Annotated in this window: 10 protein-coding genes and 1 tRNA gene; 3 read left to right on the top strand and 8 right to left on the bottom strand. The window is 38.2% G+C overall.

The window, feature by feature from the left end; all coding sequences use genetic code 11:
• The 5 genes from L652_RS0118255 to L652_RS0118235 all read right to left on the bottom strand — a co-directional run bounded on the left by L652_RS0118255 (position 1) and on the right by L652_RS0118235 (position 4,233).
• Positions 1-91: transfer RNA gene (locus L652_RS0118255), tRNA-Ser, on the bottom strand.
• Between the two features lie 144 nt (positions 92-235).
• The gene (locus L652_RS0118250) at positions 236-613 is read right to left on the bottom strand and encodes a hypothetical protein (protein ID WP_024596649.1); all 378 of its coding nucleotides are present in this window, start codon (positions 611-613) and stop codon (positions 236-238) included.
• Between the two features lie 203 nt (positions 614-816).
• Positions 817-1,365 carry an NAD(P)H nitroreductase gene (locus L652_RS0118245; RefSeq protein WP_024596648.1) on the bottom strand — a complete coding sequence of 183 codons (549 nt, stop codon included), beginning with the start codon at positions 1,363-1,365 and terminating at the stop codon, positions 817-819.
• 129 nt (positions 1,366-1,494) lie between these two features.
• Positions 1,495-2,178: a DoxX family protein gene (locus L652_RS0118240; protein WP_024596647.1), complete on the bottom strand. Its 684-nt coding sequence runs from the start codon at positions 2,176-2,178 to the stop codon at positions 1,495-1,497.
• A gap of 93 nt (positions 2,179-2,271) precedes the next feature.
• Positions 2,272-4,233 carry an NADPH-dependent 2,4-dienoyl-CoA reductase gene (locus tag L652_RS0118235; protein ID WP_024596646.1) on the bottom strand — a complete coding sequence of 654 codons (1,962 nt, stop codon included), beginning with the start codon at positions 4,231-4,233 and terminating at the stop codon, positions 2,272-2,274.
• A 219-nt stretch (positions 4,234-4,452) separates the two neighbouring features.
• On the opposite strand from L652_RS0118235, the gene sppA reads away from it, so the two are divergent.
• Together sppA and ansA are read left to right on the top strand one after the other, a co-directional pair.
• On the top strand, positions 4,453-6,318 hold the full coding sequence (gene sppA, locus L652_RS0118230; RefSeq protein ID WP_024603591.1) for a signal peptide peptidase SppA: 1,866 nt from the start codon (positions 4,453-4,455) through the stop codon (positions 6,316-6,318).
• A gap of 82 nt (positions 6,319-6,400) precedes the next feature.
• Entirely contained in the window at positions 6,401-7,411 is a 1,011-nt protein-coding gene (gene ansA, locus L652_RS0118225; RefSeq protein WP_002962901.1) for an asparaginase, read from the top strand.
• Positions 7,412-7,479: 68 nt separating this feature from the next.
• Here the strand turns inward: ansA and gndA are convergent, their stop codons facing one another.
• Positions 7,480-8,853 (bottom strand): NADP-dependent phosphogluconate dehydrogenase, encoded by a 1,374-nt coding sequence (gndA, locus tag L652_RS0118220; RefSeq protein ID WP_024596644.1) that lies wholly within the window; start codon positions 8,851-8,853, stop codon positions 7,480-7,482.
• Positions 8,854-9,230: 377 nt separating this feature from the next.
• Here gndA and pyk point away from each other — a divergent pair, with 377 nt between their 5' ends.
• Positions 9,231-10,667, top strand: a complete 1,437-nt coding sequence (gene pyk / locus L652_RS0118215) for a pyruvate kinase (protein WP_024596643.1) — start codon at positions 9,231-9,233, stop codon at positions 10,665-10,667.
• Positions 10,668-10,943: 276 nt separating this feature from the next.
• Here pyk and L652_RS0118210 read toward each other — a convergent pair whose 3' ends face one another.
• Both L652_RS0118210 and L652_RS0118205 read right to left on the bottom strand, forming a co-directional pair.
• Complete coding sequence (locus L652_RS0118210; RefSeq protein WP_024596642.1) at positions 10,944-11,768, bottom strand: LytTR family DNA-binding domain-containing protein; 825 nt, start codon at positions 11,766-11,768, stop codon at positions 10,944-10,946.
• Positions 11,761-12,837, bottom strand: a complete 1,077-nt coding sequence (locus L652_RS0118205; RefSeq protein ID WP_024596641.1) for a histidine kinase — start codon at positions 12,835-12,837, stop codon at positions 11,761-11,763. The genes L652_RS0118210 and L652_RS0118205 overlap by 8 nt, the downstream gene beginning before the upstream one ends.
• Positions 12,838-12,967 lie beyond the last annotated feature (130 nt).

The following is a 12,967-nucleotide window of genomic DNA, read 5'->3' as shown; positions in this document are numbered from 1 at the left end:
TGGTGGAGAGATAGGGATTTGAACCCTAGATGGGCTATAAACCCATGCCGGTTTTCAAGACCGGTGCATTCGACCACTCTGCCATCTCTCCGTACGGCGCGAATAATATGGTTAAACGTGTTACTTGTAAAGAGCTAAATATAAATTAATCGTAAATAATAATTAAACGATTAAAAACAAGTCACATTGCTCTTTTGTTAAGCTAATTACTTCAACACGCATATTAATTCAATACTCAGTAATATTGTTTAGGCCTGCGAGCAATCCAAGAACAAATTAAACAAGCCAATAAACTCAATGCCGCGAATGTTACACTTTGAAAAATTAAGTCAAATCGATTTAAATCGTCACTTGGCACTATTACAAACATAAAAGCGGGGAGTACACTTAGCGCTAAAACATAACAACACACTTTAAATGCCCGTCCAAAGTCAAAACGTTTAGACTGTTGCATCCACAAAGTTAACAGTATTAGCATACCTATTGCAGAGCCTGCTATAAAATGCGCTGCATTTGTACTCATTGCAACATACAAGGTTACAAAAGCACCAACAATTCCCCAAATTGACCACGCAAGCCAGTTTTCTTTTTCCTGTAAAAATAAATTTCCCATTGTTTTCGTCTTCTTTATCGTTATTTTTATTAAGACTTTCCATAATGTATCAAAAAACAACCGATTAAAAAACAAACTGAAGAAGAATTATTAACTTTTGTGCTTCCAAGCGCTTCTCACAGCCAAACCACTAACTCTTTTATATTACTCTTAGTAACCTTAATGAATTATGACTATGCAAATTGCATAAAGTTCATACTATTTCACAAATTACTAAAATAATGTTCTGGTTTATGGCGAGGTGACTTTTTACACTCAACTTGAGGAGTACCTATGTATAAGTACCCTACAATTTCATCTTGCTCATGTAAGTTAAGCGCTTTTTTGACTGCTCTACTTTGTGCAAAGTAACCTGTGCGCCAAACACCACCTAAACCTTGAGCAAATGCAGCTTGTTGCATTGCTAATACACTGCAGCCTGCACTTTGTACCTGCTCGATACGAGGAACTTTTGGGTGTTCTTGATATTTAGTAATTGCTATTACAATCATAGGCGCACGAAGGGGAAGCTCTTTAGCACGGTTAATTACTTTTTCTGTCTGTTGCTCTGCCACTGCACTTTGATGGTAAATTTCACCCAGTTTATTGCGTGCATCACCTTGAGCAATGATGAACTGCCACGGTGCTATACAGCCATGATCAGGAACACGTAATGCTGCTTGCTTAATTATGTCGAGCTGCTCAGGCGTAGGGCCCGGCTCTGTTAGTTTAGAGTCTGATTGGCGAGTAAGTAAAAGCTCGATAGCGTTCATAACGATTCCTCAAAATTCAAAACGATAGAGTAACATTTAAAACCTTAAATAATAAATACTGAGAAATTAAAATGCAAAACGGCCGCAAAGGGTCAACTATGCAGCCGTTAATAAAATACATTTAATGCGCTATTTTTTTATAACGTTTCGCTTTAACCAGTAATCAAAACTAACAAAACGCCCACCGCCCATAAAAAATAAACTTAAGAGCATAGCAAAATAAATTGCCGAAAATTCTATGCCATTATTTAAAATAGATGGTTTACCTTTTTCGTATAGGTAATCAGGAAAGCCGTGCTCTTCAACTAAGTCTCGAATTTTTCCTATCCTGTCTTGTACTTCTAATGAGTTTTCGAGGCTTTCTTTTGCACCTGGGATAGATAACCAATCAAGTACTTGCGCAGCACTTGTTTCTGGATTAGTCGGCGCTATTGCAAACCACCCGTTATGCCAATGTACTGAAGTAGCCGCTACAACCATTGTGAACATAAGCGGGATACTGACTAAGCGAGTTAAAAGGCCAAATAATAACAACCAACCACCTAAAAATTCACTCCATCCAGCTAAGAAGGCTAGTAAATCAGGAAACGGTAAGCCTAAACCCCATTCACTATTACCAAACCATTGAACGACATCAGGCGATGCTAAAAAGTTATTTAGAAAGCCTTCTGTTTCAGTACTTATAGCAAGTTTGTTATAACCTGCGATGATCATAACGGGAGCTAAAATTAAGCGAAATAGTAAAGCAGGTAAACCATCTAAAAACGATAGTTTACCCAATATTATGTTATAAAAACTGATTAGTTTATTCATGCGTATCCTGTGTGTTCAATGTTTATTAAGTTATAGACTATAAACAAAAAAGACCGTATAGATTGATAAACTATTTCAATTTATTTACAAAGGTTAAATACTTCTCGCCACTTGTAGAGCTTCAAAAATAGCGCGTTTAGCATCAATTGCAGCAGCCAATTTAGCTCCGCCTATCACATGCACTTTTGCGTTATCTGTGTAACCTTCTAGCACTTCGCTATTAGAAACCTGACCAATACACGCAATAACAGTATCTACCGGCAGTACTTGAACTTCTCCAGCAACATTAATTGTTAACCCATTCTTATCAAAACTTTGATATTGGCAGTCAGCAATTTGTTTAACACCATGCTGTTTAACAACTTGGCGATGTATCCAACCAGTGGTTTTACCAAGCTCACTACCAAAACGACCCGAACTGCGTTTTAACATATACAATTGGCGCTCGTCTTTATGAGGTTGTGCATCACACTCAATCCCCCATTGCGTTTTAAACTCGCTAATAGATTGTGATTTATGTTCACTTAAAAAAGCAACCATATCAAAACCAATACCGCCAGCACCTAAAATAGCGATTGATTTGCCCAGTTCTACTTCGCCGCGTATGACTTCGTCATAAGCAAAGACACGCTTATCATCACTACATTTAATAGAGGCTTCACGCGGCCTAACGCCTGTTGCAAAAACAATATCATCATAATCTTTAAGCATTGAATCGTCGTAAGCTTTACTAAGCTCCACAGTTACTTTTAATCGCTCGAGCTCATTAGTGAAGTAAGTAAGTGTATGGTTAAAGTCTTCTTTACCCGGTATTTGCATGGCTAAATTAAATTGACCGCCCATTTGCGATTTTTGATCAATTAACGTGACGTTATGCCCTTTTTGAGCCAAGTAACAACTTGCTGATAAACCAGCAGGACCTGCACCGACAACTAATACATTTTTAGCTTTAGCTGCTTGCTCTAGCGGGTAATCTAGCTCAAATGCAGCTTGTGGATTAACTAAACACGTAGCACGTTTATTTTTAAATACGTGATCTAGACAACCCTGGTTACAGCCAATACAAATATTGATTTGTTTAGATTGATTGTTTACGTACTTATTAAAAAACTCAGGATCAGCTAATAATGGACGTGCCATCGAAATTAAATCAGCCTCGCCTGCATTTAAAATATCGTTAGCAATTTCTGGAGTATTAATTCGGTTAACAGCAATAACTGGCACGCTCACCACGTCTTTTAAACGTTTTGATGCTTCTTTAAATGCACCCGGAGGTACCATACTCGCAATAGTCGGTACACGCGCTTCGTGCCAACCAATGCCTGTGTTAAAAATATCAACGCCCGCTTTTTCAAGCTCGGAAGCTTGAATGACAACTTCCTCTGGCGTTGAGCCGTTTGGAATTAAATCAATGACCGACAATCTAAAAATAATTAAGAATTTTTCAGATACTTTTGCTCTTACAGCTTTAACTATTTCAAGTGCAAGTCGCATTCTATTTTCTAAGCTGCCACCAAACTCATCATCGCGTTTATTGGTATGCGGCGCCATAAACTCATTAATCAAATACCCTTCAGAACCCATGACTTCTACGCCATCGTAGCCGGCTTTTTCAGCCATATAGGCAGAATGCGCAAAGTCTTTAATTGTTTTTTTAATCGAGCCAAGCGACATCGCTTTAGGTTTATAAGGATTAATAGGTGCTTTTATTGCACTTGGTGCTTGATTGAAAGGATGGTATGCATAACGTCCAGCATGTAATAATTGCAAACAAATTTTTCCACCGTGTTTATGCACAGCATCTGTGTAAGCGCGATGCTTAAACACATCGTAATAACTATTAAATGAGGAAGAAATAGGTGTTAGCTTGCCACGTAAATTAGGGCTGTATCCGCCTGTAATTAACATCGCGGTGCCACCTTTTGCACGTGCTTCATAAAATGCACGTAAGCGTTTGCGGTTATGCCAGCCCTCTTCAAGGCCTGTATGCATTGAGCCCATAACCAAGCGGTTACGTAATTGTGTGTGTTTTAGTTGTAATTGTTGTTCTAACATCTTGTGCCCCGTTAACTGGTCTAACCTGTATACATTAGCTAATTCTGCTTTAATGGCAAGTAATAAGCAATATGTGCATGCATTTAATTAAAAATAGCAGTAAAAACTTACGTTTATATAGGTTCATAAACACTTCGTTACGATTTAGCAGTTAAATTTATTTTTATTCTAGGCTAAGATGGAACTAATGTATTAACTGTACCAAATTAAGGAGCTATTTTGATAGCAAAGGTATTTAAAGGTATTTGGGCTGGAATTAATTTTTCTCGTCGCTTAATACTAAACATTTTGTTTTTATTACTGGTAATTGTTTTCTTTGTGTCACTCTCAAGTGACGATGATCAAATAATAGTTGAAAATGGCTCTGTACTCAGGCTTAACTTAAATGGCCCTATTGTTGAAGAGAAAACATATATAGACCCAGTTGAAGCCGCAATTAGTGATGCAACTACTGGTTCTGAAGCACCAAGCGAAATATTACTCGACGATATTGTTGAAGTAATAAACGAAGCGACTAAAGACGATCGTATCTCGGTGATATTGCTTGATTTACAAGAGATGCCTAAAGCACATTTAAATAAACTTAAGCAAATTACAAAGGCTATTGATGCCTTCAAGCAAGCTGGCAAAAAAGTAATTGCATCGGGTTATTACTATACTCAAGCACAATACTATATTGCATCGCATGCTGACGAAATAGCTATGCACCCATACGGCAGCGTAGGTATTGAAGGTTATGGCATGTACCCGCTTTACTTTAAAGATGCACTTGAAAAGCTTGAAGTAACGCAGCATATTTTCCGTGTTGGTACATTTAAGTCAGCAGTAGAACCTTTTATTCGTAACGACATGTCCGATGCAGCTAAAGAAGCTAACCGCGTTTGGTTAGGCGCTCTTTGGAGCGAATACAAACAAGATGTTGCCGCTGTTCGCCCGTTTGATGAGTCAAATTTTGACGAAACAATGGACGTATATCTAGAAAAAATGAAAGCTGCCGATGGCGATGCAGGTAAATATGCACTTGATCACCAGTGGGTTGACTCTTTAAAAACAAATCAGCAAGTTCGCAAACAATTAATTGATTTAGTGGGCACACAAGAAGATGGTAAGACATTTAAGCAAGTTTCATTTCGTGAATACTTAAGCTTAATTAAACCGCCTATTGAAATTGATAACCCTATTACCGAAAAAGTAGCGGTAGTTGTTGCTAAAGGTACGATTGTTGATGGTGAGCGTAAAGCGGGCGAAATTGGGGGTGACTCTACAGCTGCCCTACTTCGTAAAGCACGCCTTGATGATAAAGTTAAAGCGGTTGTACTACGTATCGACTCTGGTGGCGGTAGTATGTTTGCCTCTGAAGTTATTCGTGCTGAAGTATTAGCCCTTAAGGCTGCTGGTAAACCTGTTATTGCTTCAATGAGTTCTGTGGCTGCATCAGGTGGTTATTGGATTGCCTCTGCTGCAAACGAAATTTGGGCAGCACCAAGTACAATTACAGGCTCAATTGGTGTATTTGGTACCTTTATGACATTTGAGAAAACCTTATCGAAAATTGGTGTTTATTCAGATGGCGTTGCAACAACCGAAATGGCTGGCTTTTCTATCACTCGTCCACTAAATGAAAAAATGGGTCAAGTAATTCAAATGAACGTTGAGGAAGCATATGGACGCTTTTTAAATGTTGTTGCTGATGCGCGTAATATGACGCCTGAGCAGGTTGACAAAATTGCCCAAGGCCGTGTATGGATTGCATCTCAAGCACTTGAACTAGGTTTGGTTGATAAGCTAGGCGACAAACAAGGTGCGATTGAAGCCGCTGCTGCACTTGCCAAGCTTAATCATTATGAAGTTAAAACTATTAAACAAGATTTAAGCTCGCAAGAAAAAATGATCCAAAACATTTTTGGTAATGCGTCTATTAAATCTATGCTTGGTTTGCAAACACAAAAAACATCTGTGTTAGCAACACAAGCTAATTTACAAAGTGTTATTAACCAATTAAGTACTGAAGTTGAAAACCTTAAAGATTACAACGATCCACAAGGTGTATACGCACGCTGTTTAGTGTGTAACGTTGCACAATAAAAGTGCATAGCTTCACCTAATCAGCTGTATTTAAAGCTGCTTAACGTTATACTAGGCCCAGTTTTTTTACTGGGCTTTTTTTATGAAACGTAAACGCATTTATATCGCTTATACTGGCGGTACTATAGGTATGAAAAAATCGAGTCGAGGCTATATTCCAGCTGAAGGTTTTTTAACAGAAACCGTAGTGAATAACGCAGAATTTAATCGTGATGAAATGCCTTTGTTTGATATTCACGAATACTGCCCTCTTATAGATTCTTCAGACATGTCTCCAGAGCATTGGCAACTCATTGCTAATGATATCAAAGATAAATACCAAGATTATGATGGTTTTGTGGTGCTCCATGGCACTGATACTATGGCGTATACAGCCTCAGCGCTGTCATTTATGTTCGAAAATTTGACTAAACCAGTGATTGTAACCGGCTCACAAATTCCGCTCTCACAATTACGTTCTGATGGCCAAGTAAACTTACTTAATGCCATGTATTTAGCTGCAAATTATCCTATTGCTGAAGTAAGTCTCTTTTTTAATAACCAACTGTTTAGAGGTAATAGAGCAACTAAAGCACACGCGGATGGGTTTAATGCTTTTGCCTCGCCGAATCTAGACCCCTTAGCGTTATCGGGTATTAATATTCAACTTATTAAGGGGCAGCTTAGCCCATATGTTGAAAATGAGCTGCAAGTTACACCTATTACACCTCAACCTATCGGGGTGCTTTATTTGTATCCTGGCATTAGCCAAGAGGTAGTTAAAAGCTTGGTCAATGGCAATATTAAATCACTGGTGCTACTGAGTTTTGGTGTAGGTAATGCACCACAAGATCCGAGCTTTTTGTCAATACTCGAAGAAGCAAGTAAACGTGGCGTCGTAATTGTTAACTTAACTCAGTGTTTAAAAGGTCATGTAAACATGGGTGGCTATGCAACAGGTAATGCGCTATTAAATATTGGTGTAATAAGTGGGTATGATATGACCCTTGAAGCATGTTTAACTAAGTTACATTATTTATTTAGCCAAAAGCTTGAAGTCGAAACGATTCGTCATTTAATGCAAGATAACTTACGTGGTGAGTTGAGCCGTTAATTTTTAGCCTGTAAAAATACAAAAGGCACGCTAAATAGCGTGCCTTTATCGTTTTAAACAACTGTTTTTTATCTAACTTTAGCGTCTATATCTACTAAATCAGTTAAATGACACATTTCACCACTGTGGGTTTTTATGCCGTGCTCACCAAAGTAATCACGCTGGGCTTGAACTAAATGCCCATTACTCGGTGTAGTTAATGTTGCTAAATACGTTTGTGTAGCTCCCAATACAGGGAATGCTAAACCAGTCATTATTGCTTGACCGGTAATTTTTCGCAAAGAGTTAGACTCTTTTTCAAGAGTGTCAATAAATTCAACACCTTGTGCAACGCTATCAAGGTAGTCAGCACGAATTATACAACCAGCGCGCCACGTTTGAAGCGTTTTAGATAAATCTACTTTCCACTGATGAGTACGTGATGCACCTTTAATTAGCGCTAGACCTTGACGATACGCAAGTAAGCTTGCAAGTAAGAACGCGTCTTTTAGCTCTTCTAAATCAATTTCAACATTGTTCGTTGATTTAGATGCATATGTCATCTCTTGTGCAGCCGTTGTGTTGCATGCATTAGTTAAATGACGAGCTTGAACAGCAGCAACAAGTGAAGGGACAGCAATACCAAGTTCGAGTGCATTTTGCGCAGTCCAAAGACCAGTGCCTTTAGCGCCAACTTTATTATCAATTAAGTCCGCAAGCGGTACATTATTATGATTTTCAAGTGACAATATATGGCTAGAAATAGACAGTAAGTAACTATTTAATTGACCTTCTGACCAGTCATTAAATATCTCAGCTACTTCTTTTGGAGAACGATTAGTACCTAAACGAAGTAATTGGTACACTTCTGCAATAAGTTGCATCAGTGCGTATTCAATACCGTTGTGAACCATTTTTACAAAATGACCACTTGCTGATTGGCCAACACGTGCAAAACATGAATCGCCATTATAGCTAGCAGCTACTTTTTCAAACCATGGCTCAATACGTTCCCAACCACCTTCAGAACCACTTGCCATCATTGCAGGACCATGGCGAGCGCCTTCTGCACCGCCAGAAATTCCCATAGTGGCAAATTCAAATTTATTTTGGTATTTGAGTTTACGCGTTATACCGTCTTTATAATTACTATTGCCGCAATCGACTATCATATCGTTACAATTAACGCCGGCCTCTACAAGTTCATTACAAACTGTATCAACTAACTCACCAGCTGGAACAAGTAATAAAATAGAACGAGGTGCCTCTAAACGCCTTACCATGTCACTTAAATCAGAGACAATGTGAAGCCTATCAGCCATGCCTTGTGATTTGGCACAACTTAGTAACTCTTCACCCGCATGTGGGTTTTTATCATAAGCGACTAGCGTTATCCCTTTTTCAATCAAGTTTAGGGCAAGATTTTTTCCCATAACGCCTAACCCTACTAATGCAACTTGCATCTAGTGTCCTCCTCGGTAACAACTATTTGGTTAGAAAATTCAGTGTATAAATTAAATAATACCGCGTGCATTATACTCATACAGTCATAAAATACTAACTATGAGCCCATACAACATGCTTTTTTATTACAGATAAATAAGCTACGTAATTATATCAAACATCAATGCTCTCGGGGTGACTAAAAGCAACGCTAATTGAAATTAAGATCATTGACGCATTCTGACACCGGTGTCATAATGATGACACAATAGTTTTGTATAAAATAGTGGCAAACCTTTGAAGTTTGCACATAATTAAAATATTTTAATCTAATATAGATATTTTAATTCAACAAAATAACGTCAACATGCTTTCACCAAGCAAACAGGAGAAATTGATGCTAAGACGCACGAAAATAGTCGCTACCCTTGGACCTGCTACCGATAGAGATAACAACTTAGAAAAAATTATTATCGCTGGGGCTAATGTAGTACGTTTAAACTTCTCACATGGTGTTGCCCAAGATCATAAAGACCGTGCGCAAGCTGTACGCGATATTGCAAAAAAATTAGGCAAGCATATTGCTATTCTTGCTGACCTTCAAGGCCCTAAAATCCGCGTTTCTACTTTTAAAGAAGGTAAAGTAACGCTTTCTGTGGGTGCAAAGTTCACTCTTGATGCAAAAATGGAAAAAGGCGAAGGCGATGTTAACTCTGTAGGTATTGATTATAAAGAATTACCTAACGACGTTAGCCCTAACGACTTACTACTCCTAAATGACGGCCTTATTCAACTAACTGTTGATGAAGTAGCTGGGCACTTAGTACATTGTACTGTAACTGTTGGCGGTGTTTTATCTAACAATAAAGGTATTAACCGTTTAGGTGGTGGCTTAACTGCTCCAGCATTTACTGAAAAAGATAAAGAAGATTTAATAACTGCCGCTGAAATTGACGTAGATTACATTGCCGTATCATTCCCACGTAGTGGCGACGATATGCGCTACGTACGCTCACTTGCTGAAGCTGCTGGTTCAAAAGCACAACTACTTGCAAAAATTGAACGTGCTGAAGCCGTTGAAACACAAGAAGCTGTTGATGACATCATTCTAGCGTCTGACGCTGTAATGGTTGCCCGTGGAGATTTAGGTGTTGAAATTGGTGATGCAGCTCTTATGGGCAAGCAAAAACTAATTATTCGTCGTGCTCGTTCATTAAACCGTACTGTAGTTACAGCAACGCAAATGATGGAATCGATGATCGATAACCCTATGCCTACACGTGCAGAAGTTATGGATGTTGCAAATGCTGTTCTTGATGGAACAGATGCTGTAATGCTTTCAGCTGAAACAGCTGCTGGTGATTACCCTGAAGAAACTGTTGCAACTATGGCACGTGTTTGTTTAGGAGCTGAATCTCAAAAAGAAACGCATGTTTCTAAACATCGTTTGGATAGTCGTTTTTCTAACAATGCAGAATCTATCGCACTTTCTGCTATGTATGCAGCTAATCACTTAGATTCTGTTAAAGCTATCATCACGCTTACTGAATCTGGTAGCACGGCTAAATTAATGTCACGTATCAGCTCAGGCTTACCAATCTACTCGCTTTCACGCCATGCGAGTACATTAGGTCAAACAGCACTTTATCGTGGTGTTTACCCAGTATTTTTTGATTCTACAAAAACTGAAAAAGACGGTATGGTAAAAGCGGCACTTGATACTTTAGTTTCTCAAGGTTCTTTACAGTCTGGCGATACAGTAATTATTACTCACGGTGACTCAATGGAAACTGTGGGCGCAACTAACACAATGAAAATTGTAACTGTTGCATAATTAATACCAATTCGCTTAATTAAGTGATCTATTTTTAGGATAGAAAAACGTGTTGATAGCTATTCAAAAAATCTCTATTTAGTTGTTCTCGGCAATTGCTCCTGAATTGCTCTACCTTCTGCATCCATGCAGTCGTAAATGAGAATTTTTTAACACAGGTAGCGACACGTTAGCCCCGCAAAATAACTAAGTATTGTTGCGGATTGGTATAATTACTAAATATAAAAAATGCGAGCTTAGCTCGCATTTTTTGTACCTGTAATAAAAGCGTTGGCTTTAACTTGCTAATGCCGCTTTAACCTTATCTCGATAGCTACGGCTCACTTTTAATTCTTGTCCGTTTTCAAGTACTAATAAATACTCGCCACTTACTTGTGTAACCAGCTTACTAATTTGTTTTGTGTTTACTATCGCACTGCGGTGTACACGCACAAATAACTGAGGGTCTAGCTCTTGCTCAAGCTCTTTCATTGTTTTACGAAGTATATGCGTTTGTCCATCTTCACAATGTAAACACATATAGTCACCTGCAGCATCAACCCATTGGATAGTCGCTACAGGTACCCGTATAATTTCACCCTGCTCTTTTACTGCAAGCGATTCTGGGTAACGTCTATCTGTTAAGGTATCGCCAGTGGCTAATTTTTTTAATATTTCTTCGCAATTATTACCAGTAATACCGGCTACAAAACTCGCTAGTTTTTTCTTATGGGCGTTGTCTTGCTGCGTTTTTAAATAAGTATGCACTTTTTCTACCGCCTGTTTTAATCTGTTATCATCAACGGGTTTTAAAATGTAATCGAGAGCATGAATTTCAAATGCTTTTACAGCAAACTGATCAAAAGCAGTTACAAATACAATAGCAGGTAGTACTTTTGTACTTTCGCTAAGCGCTCTTGCCACCTCAAAGCCATTCATACCTGGCATCTGAATATCTAAAAAAACCAAATCGATTTTCTCGCTTTGGCACATTTCAATTGCATCAGCGCCTGAACTACACAATTTAATTACTTCAATATCAGAATATTCTTCAAGTCTTACCGCTAAACCTTTTCGCGCTAACGGTTCATCATCAACAATGAGTGTTTTTATTTTAGTCATTTTTCACAGCCTTCTCAAAAGGTACTCGCAGATTAACTTTTAATCCACTTGGCGTATTATGTGATAATACAAACGAATAATTATTTTCATACAACGTTTTTAATCTATCTTTGGTGTTAGCAACACCTACACCTTGAGCGTTAACTAATTGGCCATCAAGTATTTCAGTGCCTGGGCCGTTGTCACCCACTTCTAGTAATAATTCATTCGCAAATACTTGTGCTTTAATATCAATTACACCACCTTCTGTCAGATGGGCAATGGCATATTTAATCGCGTTTTCTATAATTGGTTGCAAAATTAAGCTCGGTACTAAAGCCTCTTTTGCTTGCTCGCTAATATCTACATTTACTTTCAATCGCTCATCAAAACGGACGCGCTCTATTTCTAAATAAAGCATGAGAGCATGTAGCTCTTGCTCAAGCGGTACTTTTTTAATTGGATCGGTATTAAGTGTGTAACGTAAAAAGTCACTTAACCTTGCTACCATTAAGTTAGCATCTTTGTTTTCTTTAACCAAAATTAAAGTAGAAATAGCGTTAAGTGTATTGAATAAAAAATGGGGGTTGAGCTGATACCTGAGCATTTTTAGTTGCGCTTCGTGTGCCATCGTTGTGGCCTTTAACGCTTTTTGTCGCTCACTTTGTAATAACTGATAATATTTAACGCCAAAGTACAAACCACTCCAACATAAAATAATATAAACCGAATCTAAACCTTGCTGCAGGTAATAAAACCACTCCTCTGGTCTATAACCATGGCGGTATATTTCCCATAGATTGAATTTTTGAACGACAGCCCATAGAGTGCCCGTTATATAAGAGGCACCAAATACTACAATCATTAACACCCAGGGCGAGGCATTCCAAATTTTACGGTAAATATACCTAAGCGGCACTGTCATCAAACAACCAGCGTAAGCATTCAATAAAATAACAAATACATATATATCACGCATTTCAAATACTTTAGAGCCGATATAATTTACTAACGCGTAACCAATCCAGCCCGCGATTTGCAAAAGCCAAAAAAAACGTTGCCTGTTATCGACTAAAGATTGCCAGTTCAAAATAGATGTTTACTCCGTATGGTTAAAGCTAATTCCATAAAATAGGCGTTTGTTATTTTTATTATTTTTACCTATGTAGGGCTAATTTTCACAAAATTAGGTAGTCTTATTATATAGATTTATGAGTTTG

Source organism: Pseudoalteromonas sp. TB25 (assembly GCF_000497995.1).
Taxonomy (GTDB): Bacteria; Pseudomonadota; Gammaproteobacteria; order Enterobacterales; family Alteromonadaceae; genus Pseudoalteromonas; species Pseudoalteromonas distincta.
The sequence above is the reverse complement of the archived record's forward strand: the minus strand, read 5'-3'. Positions and strand labels throughout refer to the sequence as shown.

What these genes read in the sequence shown, in the direction of transcription:
- L652_RS0118250 (WP_024596649.1), bottom strand. Translation starts at nt 613, where the DNA reads ATGGGAAATTTATTTTTACAGGAAAAAGAAAACTGGCTTGCGTGGTCA.
- L652_RS0118245 (WP_024596648.1), bottom strand. Translation starts at nt 1,365, where the DNA reads ATGAACGCTATCGAGCTTTTACTTACTCGCCAATCAGACTCTAAACTA.
- L652_RS0118240 (WP_024596647.1), bottom strand. Translation starts at nt 2,178, where the DNA reads ATGAATAAACTAATCAGTTTTTATAACATAATATTGGGTAAACTATCG.
- L652_RS0118235 (WP_024596646.1), bottom strand. Translation starts at nt 4,233, where the DNA reads ATGTTAGAACAACAATTACAACTAAAACACACACAATTACGTAACCGC.
- ansA (WP_002962901.1), top strand. Translation starts at nt 6,401, where the DNA reads ATGAAACGTAAACGCATTTATATCGCTTATACTGGCGGTACTATAGGT.
- gndA (WP_024596644.1), bottom strand. Translation starts at nt 8,853, where the DNA reads ATGCAAGTTGCATTAGTAGGGTTAGGCGTTATGGGAAAAAATCTTGCC.
- pyk (WP_024596643.1), top strand. Translation starts at nt 9,231, where the DNA reads ATGCTAAGACGCACGAAAATAGTCGCTACCCTTGGACCTGCTACCGAT.
- L652_RS0118210 (WP_024596642.1), bottom strand. Translation starts at nt 11,768, where the DNA reads ATGACTAAAATAAAAACACTCATTGTTGATGATGAACCGTTAGCGCGA.